The organism is Staphylococcus delphini, assembly GCF_900636325.1.
Lineage (GTDB): Bacteria > Bacillota > Bacilli > Staphylococcales > Staphylococcaceae > Staphylococcus > Staphylococcus delphini.
In genome coordinates this window covers 728,408-752,595 of sequence record NZ_LR134263.1, presented here as the reverse complement: position 1 = coordinate 752,595, position 24,188 = coordinate 728,408, and the positions used below count along the sequence as shown (strand labels likewise).

Here is a 24,188-nt window from a genome sequence, read left to right as displayed (position 1 = left end):
TCCATTTAATTTATTTATTAATATTATCGCAAATAGTTTGATAATTGTGAACACTTATGTTATTATTTATTCGAAGGTTTTACTTCATTCTAAATAAACATAGTTAAGTTAAAATAAGCTTAAAGCGTCAATGTAATATTTTATTAACACCCTACTGTGTCAGTGGGGTTTTTTAATTGCAATAAAAAATCACAAAACACGTCTTAACCTGTGCTAAAACATGTTTTGTGATTGCATTCGACATCACGCCCTCATCAATTGCGCGACGTGTTGTTGTAATTGTCTTGAGACTGCTTTTAATTTTTGATCTTTTGCGCCTTCAAGCATCGGGGCATTTGACCATTGTTCAAAGTTTCCAAATAAGAGTGGTAAATCGAAACAATGCGGCGCGCCAAGTCTGTCATTTCCCCCGTCAATGATTTGAAAGTGAACGTCACTGCCTTGATTTTCAAATTGCTGTAATAATGCTATTGTCGGTTGTTCAAATTCTGCAATCCTCATCTTCTCAAGTTCACCTGGGATATGACCATGTGGCTTAAATGCATTCATTTCATTTCGAGTCACCCAAGCGATCACATCTTTGTTCCCCCCCTGACACTTCTACTTGCCTGATCAATCAAATCTTTGGATAATTGTGTGCTTTCAATGGGAATAAAGCTTGTAGGAATGCGACTGGATTGGTGATGTGGAAGGTGTGCCATCACTTGATTTTGTGCATCTAAAATCTCTTGGGTTGTTGCAGTTGCCATTGTTTTGGGTGCTAAATAGTCTTGTAATTGCGCAGACAACTGTTGTGAACTGCGCGCAGTTAATGGCTTGATTCGACCTGGAAAGCTTGCGAGGAGGGCTATGTTTAACAAATGATGCGCATCAACATGACCTAGCAAAGCCACTGTATACCATGCACCTGCTGACTGCCCGCCTACAGTGATATGATTAGGATCCCCACCAATGCAATCGGTTGATGATAGCCGATATCTTTTAACACAAGCCATCGTGCAAGATTCAAGCTGTGTTCATTCAAAATAAGTTCTAATTTTTTAACATATGGCCTATACAGCGACAATGTTAAAGAGAAAAAATCATTCATAGCAGACCTCCTTTAATAGTTAGTTCAAAAAGAATCATAAAGTTGTTAATTTTACATTTGGAACTAACAACATTTTTATTAATTGCTATTGTAAAATACAAATAAAGTTGAAATGGATACCTGAATCAGCTCTAGTCATAGCATTTACGGATTTTAAAAACATATCAAAAACCAAGACCTGTTTAAAGTCTTGGCTTTTGATGTCATCATTCAATGATTTGTGTTTCAGCAATTAATCCTTATATTAGGCTTTTCACATCATTTAAAACAAATACATTTTTCTACCATCCAACATACACACGCAACCATTTTTACATTCCAAATTTAATCTTGCCTCTAAACTTATAAACCGCCAATGTCAACAAACCTAATATCGGAAAAATAAGGTAGACATGAGAAATGTCCATGTATTTAACTAAAAACGACGATAACACATATGAAATGGCTGAAAAAATGGTCGATATACTGATAATATGAGATTTTGCTTTGCCAATAGCTTTGATAGGTACTTTGCTTTGTAAAATAATTGAAAATGGAATGTTAAATGCCGTAATGCAAGCCCCTAGAAGAAACATGACAATGAAATATAGGATCATACTCGAATTATACGAAAGCAATATAATCAAAATACCTTGAGATATCGCGCTCACTACAAATAACTTGTCCGATTGATACGAATCCAGTTTTAAATATTTCGAGGTCAATATCCCTGTTAACACGCCACCAACCATCATCAATATTTCAGTTGCTGTAAAAATATCAGGATTGGCACTAATATTTTCTCTAATATACGGGATAATGAGTGTCGTATAGGGTGTAATCATAATATTTGCCGCAATCGCTATCATCAAAATGTAATTCACAATAGAAGTATCGTAAGCCACGTTCTCTTCTTGCTCAGCCACCTTTTCAAATTTGTGGACCAAATCTTTTGATATCGATAATATGAAGACTAAACTGATCGCATACATGACTAACTCAATATAGATGATCTTATCAATTCCTGTCCTTGCAATTAAAAATGAGCCGATTGACATTCCTAACACATAGAGCACTTTTTCAACAATAGATAAATATGAATTCAATGTAACAATTTGCTTTTCTCCAAAACTCTTAATGAATTTCGGTGTAATAGAACCGCTGACCACGTCTAAACAGTTCAAAACAATCGTTAGTAGACAGACCGTCCATACATCATCAAAATATTTCAGTGAAAATAAAGCGATAATCAAAATGCATATTCTTGTAATAAACAAATTGCTATATAATTTCACATGATTAAATAAATCAATTTTGTTGGTAATCACTCTAGACGTCAAAAATCGAATGAAAAAGACGATTGAAACGATGAGAGCCAAAGTAGAATAAGTTGATTTTTCCCCAATAATCCAATAAACCGCCACAAATGTTGCACTGTTCCCTAATATAATCAAAGCATACGAAATCAGATATATAATGATACTTTTATTCATGATATCCCCTATTAAATGTCCTATTTTCTGTTAAATTTCATTGATTGAACAATCGCCTTGTTTCTCCACTGCTGTTGTTATAGCTTTCTACACAAGTGCTTAGTTATTTCCAGCACAAATGCTTTCGTTTTATATGACAGTTTAGGTTGATGTGTTTGGTACGGTACCATCACCCCTTACATTCCGACAATTATATCTTACATAAACAAACAGAAAATTCAATCTTTTTAGTGAAAACCAGTTCGAAAAAGAGAACAACATTTTAATCACTCGGGAGGATCAAACCGCAAGAAGTTGTCATTTCCTTATTCATCTCTTAAATATAATTCTATTTTATAGCTTTTTAGGGGGAGTAGTTCATTACAGTATTCTTAGGCGGTATAAAGTGGCTTGTGAAGCAGAAGATAAAATACGAGTAACTGGTTCAACTATCTATTTACAATGATTCAAAACATTTAATACTGCATTATCAACTGTATTGAACGTTTGTGTGATTTCTATTAATATCACAGTGACCGACTGTACCAAACGATTTGATAATGGCTTGAATTTCAATATTAGAAAAACATTCTTCACAAAATTTCAATGACTTCACCTTCTACTCAAATACTTGTCCATAATTTCTAAGTGATGCATAATTGACAACTTCTTTGTAAAACCTAATCCAGGATACCTTTTTTCATTCCACAACACTTGAAATTGTTTCAAAGCATCTGAATGGTTTAATGCTGTTGTTGTCTCCGCCCAATTGATTAATTTTTCAAGCGCTTCTCGAAATTTTCCGGCTGGATCTGAATTATCATCATTTGATTCTGAAACAAAATGCTTAATTCTCAAAACATCATTTGAATCAAAATAAACGATGTGTATTGCAACTGCAACAGGTGCAAAACCACTATCTAAATAATGAAAGCCTCAAAAATAGTATTATATAAACTTCTAACCCCATTATTTTTCAAAAACAAATCTCCCTACTTATATATCAAGTATTGTACCTATTTAAGAATCATCAATTAAGTATCAAATAATAAAACTTCAACTGAGATAAATATAAGTATTTAAATCTTGATAAACATTTTAATCTTCTGATATTTATAATTATATCAAGATAAAAGTTTAAAGGGTATTATCAATGTTATAAAATTATAAAGACTATCAGATTTGATCAAAAGGTTTGCACCAGATACAGATGTTGGAGGATTAGTAAATTCATTAACAATCAAAATAAAAGCCATAGCTAATGCATCTGATGGTTTTGCATGGACGGATATTGCAGGTGTTATATCTGATTTGGCTAGATTTATTGCTAGTTATTTACACCACAAGCTAAAGTTGTAGATGTTGCTACAGCACTTTGGGAATATTCATCATTGCTTTAAGTTTTTCTACTATTTATAATATTGATAGATTTTGATAAGTATGGTTTTGAAAACATTCAAAATCATACTTATTTTAAATTAAATAAGTATAGGGATGGTATTACCATTGGCAATGATTAGAGAAACACTTATATGGATAACTTTGTTAGTATTTAGTATTATTAATACAATTTCAGTTTTATTAGATACGGGTACAATTCTAAATATTCCATTGTGGTTATCATGGTTACTATTTTGGGGAATTACATTTATTATTGTACTAATACTTTTGTTCAGAAAATATTTACAAAAAAGATATTCTACATATGAATTGATTGGAAATGATGATTTAAACTTAAAATCGAATGAATATTTTTTTCAATCTCCATTGTATATAGTTGATAATCAAGTAGTTCCTGTATATGGATTTGAAAATATAACATATACTCCAACATATTTTAATAAAATGCATAAATTTGTGAGCTTATTTGGCTTTTATCCTATATATAGTACATATCTAACTTCTGAAAATAATGAAGTTAAAATTATTCCACAAAATGCTTTTTCACTTAGATATAAATATAATGTGTACTTAAATGGTAAATTTATAGGTATTTTTGAAATGAGGAAACTTTTCAAAGAGAAAGGTATTAAGCAACAATTACCTTATATTTTTAAATCTGATAATGAACAGTATTCATTCAATAACGCTTATATGAGTACTCAAACTACAATTTCAGATATTAAAAATAAAATAGTTTTCCAAGCAAATAGAAGTTTTTTTGATTTCTCTAAAAATAAGAGTACAATAAAACGTGGAGAAAAGCATACTATTACACTTACTAGCAGTCACTGTTGTTCAGAACTACTTTTAGCGCTATATATACAAGCGATTATAAATAAACAATCTCAAAAAGGATCTTAGGAGGATTTGATGCTAGACTAAGAAATGGACACGGTAAATTGATAAGAATTTCATGTATAATAAAAGAAATCAATTGATAGGAGTGTCAGTGATGGCGAGAAGAAAATACGATCATAGCTTTAAAATGGAAGCAATTCAATTAGTCGAATCAGGGAGACGTGCCTCAGAAGTTTCTAGAGATCTAGATATTCCTATTCAAACGTTAACAAGATGGCTGAGTATATACCGTAAAGACGGTGAAAAAGGTTTTGTCGGTAGCGGTAAACGTACGTCAAATAAACAAGCAGAAGCAGATTTAGAAAAGCGATTAAGAGATTTAGAAGAAGAGAATAAAATCTTAAAAAAGGCTATGCACATCTTTGCCAAAGACCAGAAGTAATATACAGGTTTATTTATGAACACCGACATGAACTTCGTTTTGTGAAGATGTGCCAAGTCCTTGGTGTTTCGAATAGGGGTTATTATGATTGGAAAAATCGCAAGCCAAGTGCGCGTATAGTAAAACGTGATGGTTTGAAGAAGCATATTTATCAAATTTATATTAAGAGTCAAAAGCGATACGGAAGCCCCAAAATCACACAAATACTGAGGAGTCATGGCCATACTGTAACCCAAAGAACTGTCAGTAGATTGATGAAGGAGCTCGGTATAAGGTCTATCACAAAAAAGAAATACAAGGCAACGACCCATTCAAAGCATCATCTTCCTGTCTACCCTAATTTATTGAATCAACAGTTTAAAGTATCACAACTTGGCAGTGTTTGGGTGGCTGACATCACGTATGTATACACAAAAGAAGGATGGCTCTATTTAGCTACAGTCATGGACTTGTTTTCTCGTAGAATCATTGGCTGGGCGATGGCAGCTCGTATGACAAAAGAACTTGTGATGTCAGCTTTAAACAAAGCGTATACAATTCAAGAACCTAAAGAGGGATTAATCCATCACTCAGATCGAGGAAGTCAATATGCCTCAATAGAATATCAAAATTTACTACGTGAAAAAGGGATTCAGAGCAGCATGAGTCGTAAAGGAAACTGTTACGACAACGCATGTATAGAATCTTTTCATAGTATCATCAAAAAGGAATTGATACATCATCAGAACTATAAAACCAGGAATGAAGCGATGTTTAGCATTGTGGAGTATATCCTTACTTTTTACAATTCCAAAAGAGTGCATTCAACGTTAAATGATATGAGCCCCATTGAATTTGAGAAGAAATACGCAACAAAATAACCTAGCTCAGAATGTACTTTTTGATTTTTAAAAGTACATGATGGGCTAGGCTAGCAAGCGAAGCGCGGTAGAATTCTCTTTTTTCTGTGTCCGTATTCTTGACATAGATCCATTCTGTTGATTCCCAATCGATAATGTACGGTATTCCTTCTTTCCACAATACATTTTTTGAATCAAGGTTTCTATGACTTATGATTTATTTATTACATAGGTGACTCGTTGAGCGATTATATAAATCAATCCATACTTTTAATATTTTCTTTTAGAATATTGCTTTCTTTCCCCCACGCACCCCCATTAACTGATACATTATTAATTATCTGATCAAATTCTTGATAGTCCATTGTGTTGTATTCTCTTTGAACTCAAATCACTTTAATAATTTAAATGGTGTAACTTTGATAGTAATTTAGAAATAGTTATTAAGTGGTTATCTTCATTTCCATCTTGACCAAGCGAACGGGCTTCAATCCAGTCAAATACCATATAATATTTGTTATCAACAATTGTCCAAGGCAAATCATTATTATATTTTGCACAGATAGCATCAATACCACTTTCTTTTGAAAAACTAGAAAATCTTTCGGAGAGAATATAATTATTAGGCGCTTTAGGTCGTGAGATGATTTCTTCATTCAATCGCTTTATTGCATATATTCCTTGATCAGTTTCTACTTCGTACATTTTATGAAGAAGACCACCAAATATTTCACGTGGTGTATCAATTATTTCACTGACATTCATAAATGACAGTACACTTAAAGCAATATTCTTATCCACTTGTCACCTCATATAGTATATAAATTTCTAACTTCGGCCATTTTGAAATCCAATCTTTCTCTTCAATTCTTTTTAAATATATGTCTATTTTTTCTTTGTTATCAAAGTATGGTGTAGGTCTAACGACACCGTTAAATAATTCCTCAATATCGTAATCATAATGAATAGCAATTTTATCATTTACTAACTTTATACATATAGCAGTTGGGCATTCAGGATATTGATTTACAGCATCTACAGATGAATTATAAGGATCTGTCGCATTTCTTAAATGCATTCTTGCTTGATTTTTAACCGACCAAGGTATCTCTGAGTTTAATTTATTTAACTCTTTTTCATAAATCTTTTCAGTATTTTCTTGAATATTTAATACATCATAGTAAATAACGTCTACATCGTTATATTCAGTCTTTATATTATAGTCATGAAGAACATCCCATATTTTATTTCTTATAAAACCAGCACTAATCCACCAATCTGGTAAATCAAGTAATGACGCTGTCTTTAAGATTTCCATCATGTTTTTATCAGATTCAATAATATTTATCAACTCTTCTTTGGACTTTATTATCATGTTCTCAACACCTTAAAATGATATCAACTTTATTATAAAGAATTTTCAGTTGATTATTATAATTAGTTTATCATAATAATATATAGAAAGTTCCATATTTATTATAATGAGGTTAACATTAGGAATATCTACTGTTATAACTTGGAGGAAAATATGAAATTAACAGATTGTCAATAGCGGTTTGAAAATGTTGTTTTATGGCTGTTATAAGTCATTATCCTATAGCATCATATTTTCTTTTAACTTTGTTGCGACTACGTTGATATCATCCGCGTTCATATATTTCTTGCTGTTTTTAATTTTATCATCAAAGTACGCTACCAAATGTTCGATTTGATTAACGGCTTTAATTGGATTATTTTCTTCTGAACCATCAAAGAAAATATAATGGTCTGCTTCCGCTTTATAATTAAAATAGACTAATCCATTCACATAATACTTTTTGTTGAAGTAATGATACACCTTATAAATAGACTGTCTGACTTGTTGATAGGGGTTACCATAATCTAATACTTCAAATTTACCATCTTTATCAGACTTAAGTACAAAAGTTTTATATGCTTTTTCAAACTTATCATTAAACAAGTATTTCTCTAAAAATCTATATGGTGTCCCTTGCAATGCTTCCTTATTGGTATTATAAAATATATCCCCTTTCCAAGTCTTTGTTTCAATCATAAATATCCCATAATCACAAACCACCACATGATCGATTTGCCTTACATTCTCGTCACTGAAAAGGATATTGTCTATAATATGATATTGATTCACTATCCCCCTAGATTTATAAGATTCAAAAATATGAGACAAATCTCTTGATGCCATCACTTCACCGATATTATTTGAAAAAATCTTATGCTTGTTAAGTGTCTCTTTTAATTGGATGTAATTTTTCTCTAACTGTTTAAGATCTGTTTCTATTTCACCTTTACTCAATTGATAACTTTCCAACGTTTGAATATGCGTGTCAACCTCAGTTTCTTTCTGCTCCAATTTCTTTTCATATTGTTGTTCGATTGCCATTCTTTTATGCATCTCTTCTTTTACCATCGCATTTGTTCTTTTTAAGACAAATACTAAACCAAGAATCGTTATCATGAGTATGATTATGACGATTACCATACCCACTCACCTCCTGAATCACTTTATAGGTTTTTAATTTTATGATCAGATTCCCCATCACTTATTTTAAATATCACATTCATTATACCGAATTTTCAGTCATATTTCTTCATCAATTTTTCCATGTCTTTTGTTTTTGAGAGCCTATTTTTTACATTGTATGCACGCTCATTCGGTACATTGGTTTAACATGCCCTTCTTGAATCATTTGCATTTCACTTCATTAAGTCATTATAAAATAGTAATCACAGAGGTTTATGATCCAATACACGATCAACGCCTTGATTTCACACGCCTTTGAACATACTTATCATTGTCTCCCATATTCAAGGCGTTGTCGCGTTTCTATTCTGCATTGCCATTTATCGCACAATGCCAAAGTAAAAAGACACCTTCCCGCAATGAGAAGATGTCTTGAAACATAATATATAATCGATATTAACGTTTTGAGAATTGAGGTGAACGACGGGCTTTTTTAAGACCTGGTTTTTTACGTTCTTTCATACGTGGGTCACGTGTTAATAAACCAGCACGTTTTAATGAACCTCTGTATTCTGGATCAGCTTCTAATAATGCACGTGCGATACCGTGACGGATTGCTTGTGCTTGACCAGTAAAGCCACCACCGTGAACGTTAACTAAAACGTCATAGTTACCTTTAGTTTCTGTTACGTCGAATGGTTGGTTTAAGTCTAAGATTAATGATTCGAATGGTAAGTATTCACGTACGTCACGATCATTTACTTTAATGTTACCTTCACCTGGTACTAAACGTACACGTGCTACTGAGTTTTTACGACGGCCTGTGCCTCTATATTCAACTTGTGCCAATGTCATTTCCTCCTTCTAATTAACCACGTAACTCGTAGTTTTCTGGTTGTTGTGCAGCGTGTGGATGTTCAGCGCCACCATAAACGAATAATTTTTTACCTTGTTTTTCACCTAAACGTGAACTTGGTAACATGCCTTTAATTGATGTTTCAAGTAAACGTTCTGGGTTTGTACGTTTTAACTCGCCAGCTGTGATTGATTTTAAACCACCTGGGTGATTTGAGTGACGGTAGTAAATTTTATCGTTTTCTTTGTTACCAGTCAATTCGATTTTTGATGCGTTGATGATGATCACGTAGTCACCTGTATCAACGTGTGGTGTGTAAGTTACTTTATTTTTACCGCGTAAGATACTTGCTACTTCTGATGATAAACGACCTAATGTTTGCCCTTCAGCATCGACAACGTACCATTTGCGCTCAATGTTTGATTCATTTGCCATAAATGTTTGACGCATAATTGAGTCCTCCTAGTGAATAAATGTTTCTATAGTTTTTGGGTGATTGTACGAAACAATCCAGTGCGCTATTTATTCCGTTAGCTGTTGCTCTTTCCTGCTTATATATCTTGTAACACAATAAGTTTCCGGGGCTTATCGTGGGGTGATATAAAACAATACCGTTAACTATGATATAGGTTTTAGCGCATAAAGTCAATGTGTTTCGTTAAATTTGTGTTGATTTTTTATAGTGAATTTGAATGTCATCTCCAAAGTCCGCTGTTAACTGCTCTGGCGCTAAATAAATCTTCTCCAAATACAGTCCTTCTGCGGGTGCTGTATGCGGAACGAGATTTCTATCTTGCTGGGCTAACAAGTTTGGTACGTCGTCTGCTGAACGTTTCCCTTTGCCGACTTCTAATAAATACGCCATAATGACACGCACCATATTGTACAAAAATCCTGATCCAGTAATCACGAAATCGATACCGTCCTCAGTTTGTTCAATACGACTTTCATATATCGTGCGTTCTTTACTTTCAACTTCTGTTTTTTGCGAACAGAACGTCGTAAAATCATGCGTACCAACGAAATACTTTGCCGCACGTTGCATCGCTTCAATATCCAATGCTTTAGGCTCAAAGGTCTTCAACTGTGACCAAAACGGATTGCGATGGTCAGCTTGATAAATACTATATCGATAGCGCTTCCCCACACAGTCATAGCGACAATGAAAATCTTGATCAATAAAAGAAACGTCATGAACATAAATATCATCAGGCAATGCACTGTTCATCGCATGTTGCCAACGTTCTGGCGTAATGTTTAAATGCGTATCAAAATGAAAATATTGTGCTTTAGCATGTACACCACGGTCCGTTCGACTGGATGGATGAATGCGTACATGTTGTTGATGCATGCGTTTTAATATTTTTTCAAAGTAGCCTTGAACTGTTCGCCCTTGATTTTGAATTTGAAATCCTAAAAATTGTGCACCGTTATAACTGATTTTAACGAGGACACGTTGCATAATATCGTCCTTTCTTTAAAAAGTATGGCCTAACCATAAAGAGACCGCTGCAATAGGAACGAGGCTGATGATTAATAATGTGTCTTTCAGCTGCCATTTTAAAATGCGATAACTCGTTCGTTCTGCATTCGCATCATATCCTCTCACTTCCATCGCAATGGCAAGTTCTTCCGCACGTTGAAACGCAGAAATAAACAACGGAATGAGTAATGGAATAAATGCTTTAATTCTCGCAGTCAATGAACCTGAGCTAATGTCAGAGCCCCGTGACTTTTGAGATAAAATGATTTTGTCCAATTCTTCCATTAATGTCGGAATAAAACGTAATGCAATCGACATCATCATACTTAACGCTGCGACAGGAATTTTAATGTATTTCAACGGTTTAAATAGACGATCAAATGCATCCGTCAAATTGAGCGGACTCGTCGTTAATGTTAAAATCGTTGACACAATCATAATGAACCCGAGTCGAAACATGATGAGTATCCCTTCTCTAATCCCGTTTGAATCAATAGTAATGAAGCCCCATTCAATCAAACGTGTACCACCTTTAGTGAGAAACAGATGCATCATAAAGGTTAAAATTAAAAAGAAGAATACCGGCAAGAGCCCTTTGATAAGAAACCATAAAGGAATGCGCGCGAGTTGAGTGATTATGAGTAATATCAGTGCCAGCCACAAATAACTTAATGGATCATGACTAAAAAAAATAATGATAATAAATAAAAATACAAAAATGAGTTTTGCGCGTGGATCGAGTCGATGTATGACAGTATCGAGTGGAAGAAAACGTCCAATAATTAACTTATCTTTCATGACGTTGCCTCCATTCTTCATACATCGCTACAAACGATGCTTCGGTTAATGCCAACTTATCGAACTGTATGCCTAATTTCGCCTCAACATCACGCTGTAACCGCACAATGTCAGGAAGGCACAAATGTAAAGCATTGACGTCATCAGGTCGTTGGAAAAAGTCATACGGCGTGGTGGACTCAATTAAAGTTCCACCTTGCATGATTTTAATTTCATCCGCAAATTCAGCGACATCGTTCATATCGTGTGTCACTAAAATAATCGTTTTCCCTTCTTCTAACTGTAGTTTCTTAAATAACGCCATCACTTGCGCTTTACTTCGTGGATCTAAACCCGCTGTCGGTTCGTCTAAAATTAAAATGTCCGGATCCATCGCTAATATGGCAGCGAGCGCAATTTTACGCATTTGCCCTCCTGAGAGTAGAAATGGGGACTGCTGCATCACTTTCTCTGCATCAAAACCGAGTTCGCCAAGCAACATCAGCACTTTGCCACGTGCCTCTTCTAAGTCAAGCCCATAATTACGTGGTCCGAACAACACTTCCTTTTCCACCGTTTCCTCAAATAACTGGGACTCCGGAAATTGAAAAACCATACCGATCCGTTGACGAATGGATTTCAAATGTTTATCTTTCGTTTTTCGGTTGACGGTGACATCTAACACTTGGACCTTGCCGCGCGTCGGTTTCACTAAACCATTGAAATGTTGAATCAGTGTGGACTTGCCAGACCCCGTTTTACCGATAATCGCATAATAACGTCCAGGTAAAAATTCTGTTGAGACTTGATTTAACGCTTGATATTCGTAAGGTGTATTCTTTTGGTACGTATAGGAAACTTCTTCAAATTTAATCATATCAACCGCTCCAATAATCCATCATAAGTCATAAACGATTGGCTGAGGTTTAACTTTTGAGCCATGCGCATCTCAAAGGGCAAGTCCAAACCAATCTCTACTAACGCCTCACCTTGCTCAAAAATCTTGTCAACCGTTCCTTCTAAAAACACTTCGCCGCGATTCATCACAATCACACGATCTGACGACACGACTTCTGAAAGATCATGTGTAATCGCAATGACCGTAACCCCTTTATTGCGATGGAGTGCTTTCACCATTGCTAATATATCACGCTTACCTTCTGGGTCCAACATCGCCGTCGCTTCATCTAGAATAATCAGTTGTGGCTCTAAAGCTAAAACACTCGCAATCGCGACACGCTGTTTTTGGCCACCAGAAAGCGCAGTAGGTTCATGATGCTGTTTATCATACATATCTACATCTTTAAGGACTGAAGGCACGATGTCATGCATCTCATCATAGGACAACCCTTTATTTTCTAAACCAAAAGCCACATCATAACTTACTGTCGATCCTACAAATTGATTTTCGGGATTTTGAAACACGATGCCAATATGATGTTGAAAAGCTGAACGATCGACACCTTTAATCGAACTGCCGTTAATACGAATGTCGCCTTGATAATCTTCTTCAATACCTGTGAGCAGTTTCGCTAATGTTGATTTACCCGAACCGTTATGACCGACAATGGATAGCCATTCACCTTTGTTCACTTTGAATTGGATATCATTTAAAACTTTCGGTTGATCCTCATGATATTGAAATGAAACGTGATCAAATTCTATCAAGTGTTCGTGTTCCATTTCTAGTGCCTCCTTTATGTGCTAATATGACCATTTTACAAAAAACAGCGTCATTTGTATATGTATCGGAAATGTTTGCCTGTGATTCAATCCAATCGTGAGCCATCATTGTCCCTTGTTTGACGTGACTCATATCGTTTTATTTAAAAAAGGGCATGAGACAATCCATCATCATCTCACGCCCTTGCCTAATATCTTGAGGCCGAAACACTATGCAGTATTCACAGCCTCTATCTTTTTACAGTCTTATGATCATTCAATAATGATAAAACAGTCAAAAATGAGGACAAATGAGACACAAATCTTTGAGGTCCCATCCAACATTGACATAAAAAAGCGCGCACCCCATCTGAATTGAGTTCACGCTTTGTCGTCAATATTAAGTTAGATGGGGTACTCTGAGCTAGACAATATTTGTATGTGGCAAACATTATCGTTGCACTCATTTGCTTTCATGTAGTAGTGTGTATCAATTATACTAATTCAATGATTACTTTTAACGCGCCATCGCCTTGACGTGGAGCAACTTTAAGAATACGAGTGTAACCACCTTGACGCTCTTGGTAACGTTCAGCGATTTCACCGAATAATTTTTGAAGTGCAGTTTGAGTCGTTTCATCTTCGTTTAAGATTTGAACGTTGCGTAATGTTTTAGCCGCATTACGACGAGAAGCTAAGTCACCTTTTTTACCTAAAGTGATTAATTTTTCAACTACGCTACGAAGTTCTTTCGCACGTGCTTCAGTCGTTTCGATGCGTTCGCTAACGATTAATGATGTTGCTAAGTCACGTAACATTGCTTTACGTTGATCTGAAGTACGACCTAATTTTCTGTAACCCATGAGTTAACCTCCTTTATCAATCTTCTTTTCTTAGACCTAAACCTAAGTCTTCTAATTTGTATTTTACTTCTTCAAGAGACTTACGACCTAAGTTACGAACTTTCATCATATCAGCCTCTGATTTGTCAGCGAGTTCTTGTACTGAGTTAATACCCGCACGTTTAAGACAGTTGTATGAACGTACAGATAAGTCTAATTCTTCAATAGACATTTCTAATACTTTTTCTTTTTGATCTTCTTCTTTTTCAATCATGATTTCTGCATTTTGTGCTTCGTCAGTTAAACCAACAAAGATGTTTAAATGCTCAGTCATAATTTTAGCAGCTAAAGATACTGACTCTTGCGGTGTAATTGAACCATCAGTCCATACGTCTAATGTCAATTTGTCGAAGTCAGAACTTTGTCCCACACGTGTATTTTCAACTGTATAATTCACACGCTCTACTGGAGAGTATAATGAATCTACTGGAATCACACCAATTGGAAGATCACTTGAGTTATTTTGATCAGCTAATGCATACCCACGTCCTGTATTCGCAACTAAACGTAACTTAAGGTGACCACCTTTAGACACTGTCGCAATTTTAAGATCAGGGTTCAAAATTTCAACATCACTGTCATGCATGATATCTTTTGCAGTGACTTCGCCTTCTTCTTTAATATCGATTTCGAGTGTTTTATCCTCTTCAGAATAAATTTTAAGTGCTAACTTTTTAATGTTCATCACAATTGTTGAAACATCTTCAACGACATGATCAATTGCTGAGAACTCGTGTAACACACCTTCAATTTCGATATACTTCACAGCCGCACCTGGTAATGATGATAGTAGGATACGACGTAAGGAGTTTCCTAGTGTAGTACCATAACCACGCTCTAATGGTTCAACAACGAACTTACCGAATTTAGCATCATCACTAACTTCAATTGTCTCAATTCTAGGTTTCTCAATTTCAATCATTTACATATCCTCCTTAAGTACGTCGACTTGCATAATCTTTAAATTCAAGTGATTTGTGACAAAACGAAAATTTAATTATACGCGACGACGTTTTGGTGGACGGCAACCATTATGTGGAACTGGAGTAACGTCTTTAATCGCTGTTACTTCTAAACCTGCTGATTGTAACGCACGGATCGCTGACTCACGACCTGGGCCAGGGCCTTTTACAGTTACTTCAACTGATTTTAAACCATGCTCCATCGCTGCTTTTGAAGCTGTTTCAGAAGCCATTTGTGCTGCGAATGGTGTAGATTTTTTAGAACCTTTAAAACCAAGCGCACCTGCAGATGACCATGATAAAGCATTACCGAATTCATCTGTAATTGTTACGATTGTATTATTGAATGTTGAACGGATATGAGCCACACCGTTTTCAATATTCTTTTTCACTCTACGTTTACGTGATACTTGTTTACGTGCCATAGTATAATTTGCCTCCTTTACCTATTATTTTTTCTTGTTAGCTACAGTTTTAACTGGGCCTTTACGCGTACGAGCGTTGTTTTTAGTTTTTTGACCGTTAACCGGTAAACCACGACGGTGGCGGATACCACGGTAAGATGAGATTTCCATCAAACGTTTGATGTTTAAGTTTGTTTCACGGCGTAAGTCACCTTCAACTTTATAACCGTCTACAACTTCACGAATACGACCTAACTCATCGTCAGTAAGGTCTTTAACACGTGTATCTTCTGAAACGTTTGCTTCTGAAAGGATCTTTTGTGCTGATGTTTTACCGATACCGTAGATATAAGTTAATGAGATTACTACGCGTTTATCACGTGGGATATCAATTCCTGCAATACGTGCCATTATAATTTACACCTCTCTTTTAATTAACCTTGTTTTTGTTTATGCTTAGGGTTTTCACAGATTACCATGACTTTACCTTTACGTTTAATGACTTTACATTTTTCGCAAATAGGTTTTACTGATGGTCTTACTTTCATTTTTATACCTCCTTCAATGTTGGAGTGACAATTATTTATAACGATATGTGATTCTTCCGCGTGTTAAATCATACGGAGACATTTCTACTGTTACTTTGTCGCCAGGTAGAATACGGATATAGTTCATACGAATTTTACCACTCACATGTGCTAGAATTTCATGACCATTTTCTAATTCTACTTTAAACATTGCATTTGGTAAAGTATCTAATACTGTACCTTCAAGTTCGATAACGTCTTGTTTTGCCATTTGGAATAACGCCTCCCTTTTGTTGTAAGGATATAGAATATTTATTCATGAACGGTCTACTTTGGTTATACTCTCTTTTACACAATCGTTATAAAGCCTTGTCACCATAAAAATCAATTTATGCTATCAAAGTTAACGACTGATTCAAAAGGATCTCACCAAGCCGTTATGATTTAAGTGACTCTAAAATTTCAATCACATCTGATGTAACTTCATCAATGTGTTTTGACCCGTCGATGTTTTTCAAAAGACCTTTTTGATTGTAAAACTCTAAAATTGGTTTAGATTGCTTTACGTTCACTTCTAAACGGTTCGCAACAGTTTCAGGGTTGTCGTCTTCACGTTGATAAAGCTTACCACCATCAATATCACAAATACCTTCAACTTTTGGAGGATTGAAAACAAGATGATATGTTGTGCCACAAGTCTCGCAAATACGACGACCTGTTAGACGATTCATTAATTCTTCTTCTGGCACCTCGATATTCACAACTGCATCAATCGTTCTTCCAAGTTCTTCTAGGATTGAATTTAATGCTTCTGCTTGCTCAATCGTACGAGGAAATCCGTCTAATAAGAAACCTTTCTTTGCATCGTCTTCAGAGATACGTTCTTTCACAATCCCAACTGTAACCTCATCTGGTACAAGTTCACCACGATCCATATAGGATTTCGCTTCTTTACCAAGTTCAGTTTCATCTTTAATCGCTTTTCTGAACATATCCCCCGTTGAAATGTGAGGAATAGGGTACTTTTTAATGATTTCACTCGCTTGAGTTCCTTTACCAGCACCAGGTAATCCCATTAAGATAATGTTCATAAGTGCCCTCCTACAAATTATCGTCTACCAAAGCCTTTATATTCTTTTTCATTCACTTGTGCTTCTAAACTTTTCATGGTTTCGATGGCAACACCGATAACGATGAGTAAGCTTGTACCACCCAATTGAATCGCTTGTGGTAAGTTCATAAATTTAGTCGCGATAATTGGTAAAATCGCAATGACCGCTAAAAAGATTGAACCGACAAACGTTAAGCGATATAAGACTTTAGTGATATATTTTTTCGTTTGTTCACCAGGACGAATCCCTGGAACGTAACTGCCTTGCTTCTTAAGATTTTCTGCCATCTTTTCAGGGTTGACTTGAACAAATGCATAAAAATAAGCAAATGCAATAATCAAGACAACATAGACTACCATACCCATATTATTAGATGGATCAGCGTAATTTCCTAGCTTTTGTGCCCAGTCGGCATCCGGGAAGAACAATGATAATGTTCTCGGTAATAAAAAGAATGCCATTGCAAAGATAACTGGAATCACACCAGCTGAGTTAACTTTTAATGGTAAGTATGTTGCTTGTGAACCAAGACGCATATGAGATTGTTTCTTTGCATATTGAATAGGTATTTTACGAATCGCTTGTAATACATATACCGCGCCGACAGTTAATAAAATCATACCGACAACGAGTCCAGCTACTTTCAACCAAGCGAATGTAACATCATCTTGTCCGATAAACTCCTGTTGGTAAAATTGCATGAGTCCTGACGGTAATGTAGATAAGATACCTGCAAAGATGATAATAGAAATACCATTACCAACACCATATTGCGTGATCTGTTCACCTAACCACATTAAAAATGCAGTTCCTGACGTAAGTACTATTGCAATTAACAAATACGACCAAACATTTTGTTCTTTGATCAGTGCCCCGTCCAAATAATTATTGAATTGGAACGACATACCAATCGATTGAATAAATGCTAAAACAATTGTGAAATAACGCGTGAAGTTGTTTAACTTCTTACGACCTGTTTCACCTTGCTTTGCCCATTCAGTAAACTTAGGTACAATATCCATTTGCAATAGTTGCATAACAATTGAAGCAGTGATGTAGGGCATGATTCCCATAGCGAAAATGGAAAAGTTCTTCAAGGCTCCGCCACCAAACGTGTTTAACAAGTCAGTGACGCCTTGAGAACCTTGTCGATTATCAAATGCTGCTGGATTAACACCAGGTGCTGGGATATACGTACCTATTTTGAAAATGACTAACATTGCAAGAGTAAAAAGTATCTTGTTACGAACTTCTTTTGTTTTAAAAAAGTTCACAAGCGTGTGAAACATTAGATCACCTCTTGTGCTCCGCCTTTCGCTTCAATAGCGGCTTTAGCTGAAGCTGAGAATTTATGTGCTTTAACAGTTAATTTCTTTTCTAATGAACCATTACCTAAAACTTTAATGCCAGCTTTTTCATTCTTAACTACGCCTGTTTCGATTAATAACTCAGGTGTTACCTCAGTACCATCTTCAAATTGATTAAGTTGGTCCAAGTTAACAATAGCGTATTCTTTACGGTTAATGTTTGTGAAACCACGTTTTGGAATACGGCGGAATAATGGTAATTGACCACCTTCGAAACCTGGTCTTACGCCACCACCTGAACGTGCTTTTTGACCTTTTTGACCACGACCACTTGTTTTACCGTTACCAGTACCTGCACCACGGCCGACACGGTTACGTACTTTACGTGATCCTTCTGATGGTTTTAATTCATGTAATTTCATTTTGGCACCTCCTTAATTATTTTTCTTCTACTGATACTAAGTGACTTACTTTGTTAATTTGTCCACGAATTGCTGCGTTGTCTTCAACTGTAACAGATGAGTTGACCTTACCTAGGCCAAGTGCTTTAACTGTTTTACGTTGTGTTTCTGGACGCCCAATAACGCTTTTAGTGAGGGTGATTTGTAATTTAGCCATTTATCTGTTTCCCTCCTTAATTGTATAATTCTTCTACTGTTTTGCCGCGTAAACGCGCAACATCTTCAGCATTTTTTAAGTTTTTCAAACCATTGATTGTCGCACGAACCATGTTGATTGGTGTGTTTGAACCTAATGATTTACTTAAGATATCAGTGATACCTGCAAGCTCTAATACGGCACGAACTGGTCCACCTGCGATAACACCTGTACCAGGAGCTGCTGGTTTCATTAAAACACTTCCTGAACCGAAACGTCCAGTGATTGTGTGTGGTGTAGTACCGTCAACACGAGTAACTGTAATTAAATCTTTTTTCGCAGCTTCTACTGCTTTTTTGATTGCTTCAGGTACCTCTTGTGCTTTACCAGTACCGAATCCAACGCGACCATTTTTGTCACCTACTACTACAAGTGCAGTGAAACGGAAACGACGTCCACCTTTTACAACTTTAGCAACACGGTTAATCGTAACAACGCGTTCTTCAAATTCTTTAACTTCTTCTTCTCTACGAGCCATTTATATTGTCCCTCCTTTTAGATTAAAATTGAAGTCCATTTTCGCGAGCTGCATCTGCTAATGCTTTCACACGTCCGTGGAATAAGTATCCTCCACGATCGAATACAACTGCTTCGATGCCTTTTTCATTTGCTTTTTTAGCAATTACTTCACCGACTTTAGATGCCATTTCAACTTTTGTTGTAGAAGCATCTACTTCGCTATCTTTAGTTGAAGCTTGAACTAAAGTAACGCCTTTAGTATCGTCGATGATTTGTGCATAGATGTGTTTGTTTGAACGATATACGTTTAGACGTGGCTTTTCGCTAGTACCTGACAATTTCGTACGAACACGTGCATGTCTTTTTAAACGTACTTTATTTTTATCAATTTTGCTGATCATGTCAATACTCCTTTCTTATTAGAGTGATTTATTATTTACCAGTTTTACCTTCTTTACGACGTACATATTCACCTTGGTAACGGATACCTTTACCTTTGTAAGGCTCTGGAGGACGAACGTCACGAATTTTTGATGCTGTTGCACCTACTAATTCTTTGTCGATTCCTTCAACTTTAACTGTCGTATTTTTTTCTACTGAGAAAGTGATCCCTTCAGCAGCTTCAAATTCAACTGGGTGAGAGTAACCTACGTTTAATACAAGTTTGCTACCTTGAACTTGTGCACGGTAACCAACACCAATAAGTTCAAGTGTTTTTTCGTATCCTTTAGATACACCTTGTACCATGTTATTGATTAACGCACGAGTTGTACCATGAATTGTTCTATGTTCTTTAGAATCTGATGGTCTAACAACTTCAAGTGTGCTTTCATCTTGTTTGTAAGTCATTTCTTCATTTAAAGTTTGTGATAATTCACCTTTAGGCCCTTTTACTGAAACTGTATTTCCTTCGATCGTTACAGTAACATCGCTAGGGATTTCGATAATTTTTTTACCAACACGGCTCATGTTCTGGCACCTCCTTATTTTTTAATATTACCAAATGTAAGCTAATACTTCTCCGCCTACGTTACGTTTTCTAGCTTCTTTATCAGTGATTACACCTTCAGAAGTTGAAACTAATGCAATACCTAAACCGTTTAATACTTTAGGCACTTCATTTGCTTTAGCATAAACACGTAAACCAGGTTTTGAAATACGTTTAAGACCAGTAATAACACGTTCGTTATTTGAACCATATTTTAAGAATAGACGAATAACACCTTGTTTATCATCTTCGATATATTCTACATTTTTGATGAAACCTTCATTTTTAAGGATTTCAGCAATTTCTTTTTTAATGTTTGATGCAGGTAATTCTAATTTTTCGTGACGCACCATGTTTGCGTTTCTTACACGAGTAAGCATATCTGCAATTGGATCTGACAATGTCATAGTTGTTGCCTCCTTTCAAGAGTTAAATTTTTACCAGCTAGCTTTACGTACGCCAGGAATTTGACCTTTGTAAGCTAATTCACGGAAACAAATACGGCAAAGTTTAAATTTACGATATACAGAATGTGGACGACCACAACGATCGCAACGTGTATATTCACGGACTTGGAATTTTTGTTTACGTTGTTGCTTAACAACCATTGATTTTTTAGCCACTTAATTCGCCTCCTTTAGAGATTATTTTTGAAACGGCATACCGAATTGTGTTAATAATTCACGCGCTTCTTCATCTGTGTTTGCAGTAGTAACGATAACGATATCCATACCACGTACTTTTGATACTTTATCATAGTCAATCTCAGGGAAGATTAATTGTTCTTTAACACCTAATGTGTAGTTACCGCGACCGTCGAATGCATTTTTAGATACACCGCGGAAGTCACGTACACGTGGTAATGAAACTGAGATTAATTTATCTAAGAATTCGTACATTCTTTCGCCACGTAATGTTACTTTAGCACCAATTGGCATACCTTCACGTAAACGGAATGTCGCAACTGATTTTTTCGCTTTAGTGATTAATGGTTTTTGACCAGTGATTGCAGTTAATTCTTCAACAGCGTTATCTAACACTTTTGAGTTTTGTACTGCGTCACCTACACCCATGTTCACAACAATTTTATCGATTCTAGGTACTTCCATTACTGAGCTGTAGTTAAACTTTTTAACTAAGTTTTGTGTAACTTCTGAATTAAATTTTTCTTTTAAACGGTTCAAAGTGGATCCTCCTTTCAACTAGATATTAATTAGACTTAATTTCTTCGCCTGATTTTTTAGCGATTCTTACTTTTTTACCATCAACAAATTTGTAGCCTACACGTGTAGGTTCGTTTGTTTTAGGGTCTAATATTTGTACGTTAGAAACATGAATTGCTGCTTCTGTTTCTAAGATTCCACCTTCAGGATTCATTTGAGTTGGTTTTTGGTGTTTTTTAACGATGTTCACACCTTCCACAACGACGCGGTCTTTTTTAGGTTGAGTTGCTACAACTTTACCTGTTTTACCTTTGTCTTTACCTGCGATAACGATTACGTTGTCACCTTTTTTGATATGCATGTGGGCACCTCCTTGGAATTTATTATTTATGATTTACGATCGATTAAAGTACTTCTGGTGCTAAGGAAACGATTTTCATAAAGTTTCCTTCACGTAATTCACGTGCTACTGGTCCGAAGATACGTGTACCACGTGGTCCTTTGTCATCACGAATGATAACACATGCATTTTCATCAAATTTGATGTAAGAACCATCTTTACGACGTACACCTGATTTCGTACGTACAACGACAGCCTTAACAACATCGCCTTTCTTAACAACGCCTCCAGGTGTAGCATTTTTAACAGTTGCTACGATGACGTCGCCGATGTTAGCAGTTTTGCGGCCAGATCCACCTAATACTTTGATTGTAAGTACTTCACGAGCACCAGAGTTGTCTGCTACTTTTAAACGTGTTTCTTGTTGGATCATGATTAAACCTCCCTTATCTTTATAGTCATTAAATGATTACTGATTCTTCGACGATTTCTACTAAACGGAAACGTTTTGTCGCTGATAAAGGACGAGTTTCTTGAATTTTAACGATATCTCCGAATTTAGCTGAATTGTTTTCGTCATGTGCTTTATACTTTTTAGAGTATTTTACACGTTTGCCATATAGTTTGTGCGTTTTGTAAGTTTCAACTAAAACAGTCACTGTTTTGTCCATTTTGTCTGAAACAACTTTACCAACGTAAACTTTACGATCATTTCTTTCGCTCACTTTAGTAACCTCCTCTTTCAATCAATTATTGATTTGCTTTACCTTGTTCTAATTCTCTTTCACGTGCAACAGTTTTTAGACGTGCAATTGTTTTTCTAACTGTTTTGATTCTTGCAGTCTCTTCTAATTGACCTGTAGCTAATTGAAAGCGTAGGTTAAAAAGCTCTTCTTTTGAAGATTTGATTTGCTCTTCGATTTCTGAAGTGGTTAAGTCTCTAATTTCCTTAGCTTTCATTTGTTTCACCACCCAATTCTTCACGTTTTACAAACTTCGTTTTAACTGGAAGTTTGTGGCTCGCTAAACGTAATGCTTCACGCGCAACTTCTTCAGATACGCCAGCAACTTCAAATAAAATACGACCTGGTTTAACAACTGCAATCCAGCCTTCAACCGCACCTTTACCAGCACCCATACGTACTTCTAAAGGTTTTTGTGTGTATGGTGTGTGAGGGAAGATTTTAATCCAAACTTTCCCGCCACGTTTCATGTAACGTGTCATAGCTATACGAGCTGATTCAATTTGACGAGAAGTAATCCAAGATGTTGTTGTAGCTTGAATACCATACTCACCAAATGTTACAAAGTTACCGCCTTTTGAACGACCTTTTGTATCAGGACGATGTTGACGACGATATTTTACACGCTTTGGTAGTAACATAATTATTTTCCTCCTTCACTATTTTTCTTAGTAGGAAGAACTTCACCACGATAGATCCATACTTTAACACCTAACTTACCATAAGTTGTGTCAGCTTCTGCATGTGCATAATCGATGTCTGCACGTAAAGTATGAAGTGGTACAGTTCCTTCTGAATATTGTTCAGCACGCGCGATGTCTGCACCGCCTAAACGACCTGAAACTTGTGTTTTGATACCTTTAGCACCTAATTTCATTGCTCTGCCGATCGCTTGTTTTTGAACACGACGGAATGAAGCACGGTTTTCTAATTGACGTGCAATGTTTTCAGCAACTAAACGTGCATCAAGGTCAACTTTCTTAATTTCAACTACGTTAATGTGAACTTTTTTGTCAGTAAGTTGATTTAATTTGTTGCGAAGTTTTTCGATTTCTGAACCGCCTTTACCAATTACCATACCTGGTTTACCAGTGTGAATAGCAATGTTGATGCGGTTAGCAGCACGCTCAATCTCAACGTGAGATACTGATGCGTCTTTCAATGCTTTATCAATAAATTTACGAATTTTTAAGTCTTCATGTAAAAGTGATGCGAAATCTTTTTCAGCGTACCATTTCGCGTCCCAGTCACGGATTACACCAACACGAAGTCCGATTGGATTAATTTTTTGACCCACGGTATTC

General features: G+C 35.8%; 36 protein-coding genes and 1 pseudogene. 2 read left to right on the top strand and 35 right to left on the bottom strand.

The genetic code is table 11. The features are described 5' to 3' along the window. Nucleotides 1-243: 243 nt before the first annotated feature. The 4 genes from EL101_RS03350 to EL101_RS13785 all read right to left on the bottom strand — a co-directional run bounded on the left by EL101_RS03350 (nt 244) and on the right by EL101_RS13785 (nt 3,426). A complete protein-coding gene (locus EL101_RS03350) occupies nt 244-549 on the bottom strand; it encodes a hypothetical protein (protein ID WP_126489870.1) in 306 nt (101 codons plus the stop codon). Nucleotides 550-572: 23 nt separating this feature from the next. Beyond that, nucleotides 573-995 (bottom strand): carboxylesterase family protein, encoded by a 423-nt coding sequence (locus tag EL101_RS03345; protein ID WP_119529683.1) that lies wholly within the window; start codon nt 993-995, stop codon nt 573-575. 406 nt (nt 996-1,401) lie between these two features. Then, complete coding sequence (locus tag EL101_RS13450) at nt 1,402-2,562, bottom strand: MFS transporter (protein WP_240622759.1); 1,161 nt, start codon at nt 2,560-2,562, stop codon at nt 1,402-1,404. 591 nt (nt 2,563-3,153) lie between these two features. After that, complete coding sequence (locus EL101_RS13785) at nt 3,154-3,426, bottom strand: sce7725 family protein (RefSeq protein ID WP_414075307.1); 273 nt, start codon at nt 3,424-3,426, stop codon at nt 3,154-3,156. Nucleotides 3,427-4,047: 621 nt separating this feature from the next. Between EL101_RS13785 and EL101_RS03325 the strand changes: the two genes are divergently transcribed. Next, nucleotides 4,048-4,845, top strand: a complete 798-nt coding sequence (locus tag EL101_RS03325) for a hypothetical protein (RefSeq protein ID WP_096598470.1) — start codon at nt 4,048-4,050, stop codon at nt 4,843-4,845. Between the two features lie 91 nt (nt 4,846-4,936). After that, a pseudogene (locus EL101_RS03320) lies at nt 4,937-6,084 on the top strand (IS3 family transposase). A gap of 375 nt (nt 6,085-6,459) precedes the next feature. Here the strand turns inward: EL101_RS03320 and EL101_RS03315 are convergent. The 31 genes from EL101_RS03315 to rpsC all read right to left on the bottom strand — a co-directional run bounded on the left by EL101_RS03315 (nt 6,460) and on the right by rpsC (nt 24,181). Then, nucleotides 6,460-6,864 carry a hypothetical protein gene (locus EL101_RS03315; RefSeq protein ID WP_096598442.1) on the bottom strand — a complete coding sequence of 135 codons (405 nt, stop codon included), beginning with the start codon at nt 6,862-6,864 and terminating at the stop codon, nt 6,460-6,462. After that, nucleotides 6,857-7,438, bottom strand: coding sequence for a nucleotidyltransferase family protein (locus EL101_RS03310; protein ID WP_240622725.1), 582 nt, complete (start codon nt 7,436-7,438; stop codon nt 6,857-6,859). The genes EL101_RS03315 and EL101_RS03310 overlap by 8 nt, the downstream gene beginning before the upstream one ends. Nucleotides 7,439-7,657: 219 nt before the next feature. Beyond that, nucleotides 7,658-8,560 (bottom strand): nuclease-related domain-containing protein, encoded by a 903-nt coding sequence (locus tag EL101_RS03305; RefSeq protein ID WP_096598443.1) that lies wholly within the window; start codon nt 8,558-8,560, stop codon nt 7,658-7,660. Between the two features lie 438 nt (nt 8,561-8,998). Further along, nucleotides 8,999-9,391 carry a 30S ribosomal protein S9 gene (rpsI, locus tag EL101_RS03300; RefSeq protein WP_037542446.1) on the bottom strand — a complete coding sequence of 131 codons (393 nt, stop codon included), beginning with the start codon at nt 9,389-9,391 and terminating at the stop codon, nt 8,999-9,001. Between the two features lie 19 nt (nt 9,392-9,410). Beyond that, nucleotides 9,411-9,848 carry a 50S ribosomal protein L13 gene (gene rplM, locus EL101_RS03295; protein WP_096598444.1) on the bottom strand — a complete coding sequence of 146 codons (438 nt, stop codon included), beginning with the start codon at nt 9,846-9,848 and terminating at the stop codon, nt 9,411-9,413. A 208-nt stretch (nt 9,849-10,056) separates the two neighbouring features. After that, a complete protein-coding gene (gene truA, locus EL101_RS03290; protein ID WP_096543279.1) occupies nt 10,057-10,860 on the bottom strand; it encodes a tRNA pseudouridine(38-40) synthase TruA in 804 nt (267 codons plus the stop codon). Between the two features lie 15 nt (nt 10,861-10,875). After that, nucleotides 10,876-11,679, bottom strand: coding sequence for an energy-coupling factor transporter transmembrane component T family protein (locus EL101_RS03285; RefSeq protein ID WP_096598445.1), 804 nt, complete (start codon nt 11,677-11,679; stop codon nt 10,876-10,878). Further along, nucleotides 11,669-12,535 carry an energy-coupling factor transporter ATPase gene (locus EL101_RS03280; RefSeq protein ID WP_096598446.1) on the bottom strand — a complete coding sequence of 289 codons (867 nt, stop codon included), beginning with the start codon at nt 12,533-12,535 and terminating at the stop codon, nt 11,669-11,671. The genes EL101_RS03285 and EL101_RS03280 overlap by 11 nt, the downstream gene beginning before the upstream one ends. Next, entirely contained in the window at nt 12,532-13,341 is an 810-nt protein-coding gene (locus EL101_RS03275) for an energy-coupling factor transporter ATPase (protein WP_096598447.1), read from the bottom strand. Before EL101_RS03275 ends, EL101_RS03280 begins: the two co-directional genes overlap by 4 nt. Before the next feature lie 473 nt (nt 13,342-13,814). Beyond that, entirely contained in the window at nt 13,815-14,183 is a 369-nt protein-coding gene (rplQ, locus tag EL101_RS03270; RefSeq protein ID WP_014613237.1) for a 50S ribosomal protein L17, read from the bottom strand. Between the two features lie 16 nt (nt 14,184-14,199). Beyond that, on the bottom strand, nt 14,200-15,144 hold the full coding sequence (locus EL101_RS03265; protein ID WP_014613236.1) for a DNA-directed RNA polymerase subunit alpha: 945 nt from the start codon (nt 15,142-15,144) through the stop codon (nt 14,200-14,202). 75 nt (nt 15,145-15,219) lie between these two features. Then, nucleotides 15,220-15,609, bottom strand: a complete 390-nt coding sequence (rpsK, locus tag EL101_RS03260; protein ID WP_014613235.1) for a 30S ribosomal protein S11 — start codon at nt 15,607-15,609, stop codon at nt 15,220-15,222. A gap of 24 nt (nt 15,610-15,633) precedes the next feature. Continuing rightward, nucleotides 15,634-15,999: a 30S ribosomal protein S13 gene (gene rpsM, locus EL101_RS03255; protein WP_014613234.1), complete on the bottom strand. Its 366-nt coding sequence runs from the start codon at nt 15,997-15,999 to the stop codon at nt 15,634-15,636. Nucleotides 16,000-16,022: 23 nt separating this feature from the next. Then, the gene (gene rpmJ, locus EL101_RS03250) at nt 16,023-16,136 is read right to left on the bottom strand and encodes a 50S ribosomal protein L36 (protein ID WP_002509257.1); all 114 of its coding nucleotides are present in this window, start codon (nt 16,134-16,136) and stop codon (nt 16,023-16,025) included. A 31-nt stretch (nt 16,137-16,167) separates the two neighbouring features. Further along, nucleotides 16,168-16,386 carry a translation initiation factor IF-1 gene (gene infA / locus EL101_RS03245; protein ID WP_001118443.1) on the bottom strand — a complete coding sequence of 73 codons (219 nt, stop codon included), beginning with the start codon at nt 16,384-16,386 and terminating at the stop codon, nt 16,168-16,170. 166 nt (nt 16,387-16,552) lie between these two features. After that, complete coding sequence (locus tag EL101_RS03240) at nt 16,553-17,206, bottom strand: adenylate kinase (protein ID WP_014613233.1); 654 nt, start codon at nt 17,204-17,206, stop codon at nt 16,553-16,555. Between the two features lie 17 nt (nt 17,207-17,223). Then, nucleotides 17,224-18,516 carry a preprotein translocase subunit SecY gene (secY, locus tag EL101_RS03235; RefSeq protein WP_019166624.1) on the bottom strand — a complete coding sequence of 431 codons (1,293 nt, stop codon included), beginning with the start codon at nt 18,514-18,516 and terminating at the stop codon, nt 17,224-17,226. Continuing rightward, nucleotides 18,516-18,956 (bottom strand): 50S ribosomal protein L15, encoded by a 441-nt coding sequence (rplO, locus tag EL101_RS03230; RefSeq protein WP_019166623.1) that lies wholly within the window; start codon nt 18,954-18,956, stop codon nt 18,516-18,518. Before rplO ends, secY begins: the two co-directional genes overlap by 1 nt. Before the next feature lie 16 nt (nt 18,957-18,972). After that, nucleotides 18,973-19,152: a 50S ribosomal protein L30 gene (gene rpmD, locus EL101_RS03225; RefSeq protein ID WP_014613230.1), complete on the bottom strand. Its 180-nt coding sequence runs from the start codon at nt 19,150-19,152 to the stop codon at nt 18,973-18,975. A gap of 16 nt (nt 19,153-19,168) precedes the next feature. Beyond that, a complete protein-coding gene (rpsE, locus tag EL101_RS03220) occupies nt 19,169-19,669 on the bottom strand; it encodes a 30S ribosomal protein S5 (protein WP_014613229.1) in 501 nt (166 codons plus the stop codon). Nucleotides 19,670-19,691: 22 nt separating this feature from the next. Continuing rightward, on the bottom strand, nt 19,692-20,051 hold the full coding sequence (rplR, locus tag EL101_RS03215; RefSeq protein WP_014613228.1) for a 50S ribosomal protein L18: 360 nt from the start codon (nt 20,049-20,051) through the stop codon (nt 19,692-19,694). 31 nt (nt 20,052-20,082) lie between these two features. Then, nucleotides 20,083-20,619 carry a 50S ribosomal protein L6 gene (rplF, locus tag EL101_RS03210; RefSeq protein WP_096598448.1) on the bottom strand — a complete coding sequence of 179 codons (537 nt, stop codon included), beginning with the start codon at nt 20,617-20,619 and terminating at the stop codon, nt 20,083-20,085. A 27-nt stretch (nt 20,620-20,646) separates the two neighbouring features. Further along, nucleotides 20,647-21,045: a 30S ribosomal protein S8 gene (rpsH, locus tag EL101_RS03205; protein ID WP_014613226.1), complete on the bottom strand. Its 399-nt coding sequence runs from the start codon at nt 21,043-21,045 to the stop codon at nt 20,647-20,649. 30 nt (nt 21,046-21,075) lie between these two features. Beyond that, the gene (locus tag EL101_RS03200; protein ID WP_014613225.1) at nt 21,076-21,261 is read right to left on the bottom strand and encodes a type Z 30S ribosomal protein S14; all 186 of its coding nucleotides are present in this window, start codon (nt 21,259-21,261) and stop codon (nt 21,076-21,078) included. 21 nt (nt 21,262-21,282) lie between these two features. Then, on the bottom strand, nt 21,283-21,822 hold the full coding sequence (gene rplE / locus EL101_RS03195; protein ID WP_014613224.1) for a 50S ribosomal protein L5: 540 nt from the start codon (nt 21,820-21,822) through the stop codon (nt 21,283-21,285). 25 nt (nt 21,823-21,847) lie between these two features. Further along, nucleotides 21,848-22,162: a 50S ribosomal protein L24 gene (gene rplX / locus EL101_RS03190; RefSeq protein ID WP_014613223.1), complete on the bottom strand. Its 315-nt coding sequence runs from the start codon at nt 22,160-22,162 to the stop codon at nt 21,848-21,850. A 43-nt stretch (nt 22,163-22,205) separates the two neighbouring features. Beyond that, nucleotides 22,206-22,574 carry a 50S ribosomal protein L14 gene (rplN, locus tag EL101_RS03185; RefSeq protein ID WP_014613222.1) on the bottom strand — a complete coding sequence of 123 codons (369 nt, stop codon included), beginning with the start codon at nt 22,572-22,574 and terminating at the stop codon, nt 22,206-22,208. A 28-nt stretch (nt 22,575-22,602) separates the two neighbouring features. Beyond that, nucleotides 22,603-22,866: a 30S ribosomal protein S17 gene (rpsQ, locus tag EL101_RS03180; RefSeq protein WP_014613221.1), complete on the bottom strand. Its 264-nt coding sequence runs from the start codon at nt 22,864-22,866 to the stop codon at nt 22,603-22,605. A 25-nt stretch (nt 22,867-22,891) separates the two neighbouring features. Continuing rightward, complete coding sequence (gene rpmC, locus EL101_RS03175; RefSeq protein ID WP_014613220.1) at nt 22,892-23,101, bottom strand: 50S ribosomal protein L29; 210 nt, start codon at nt 23,099-23,101, stop codon at nt 22,892-22,894. Continuing rightward, nucleotides 23,091-23,525, bottom strand: coding sequence for a 50S ribosomal protein L16 (gene rplP, locus EL101_RS03170; RefSeq protein ID WP_014613219.1), 435 nt, complete (start codon nt 23,523-23,525; stop codon nt 23,091-23,093). Before rplP ends, rpmC begins: the two co-directional genes overlap by 11 nt. A gap of 2 nt (nt 23,526-23,527) precedes the next feature. Further along, nucleotides 23,528-24,181, bottom strand: a complete 654-nt coding sequence (gene rpsC, locus EL101_RS03165; protein ID WP_014613218.1) for a 30S ribosomal protein S3 — start codon at nt 24,179-24,181, stop codon at nt 23,528-23,530. Nucleotides 24,182-24,188 lie beyond the last annotated feature (7 nt).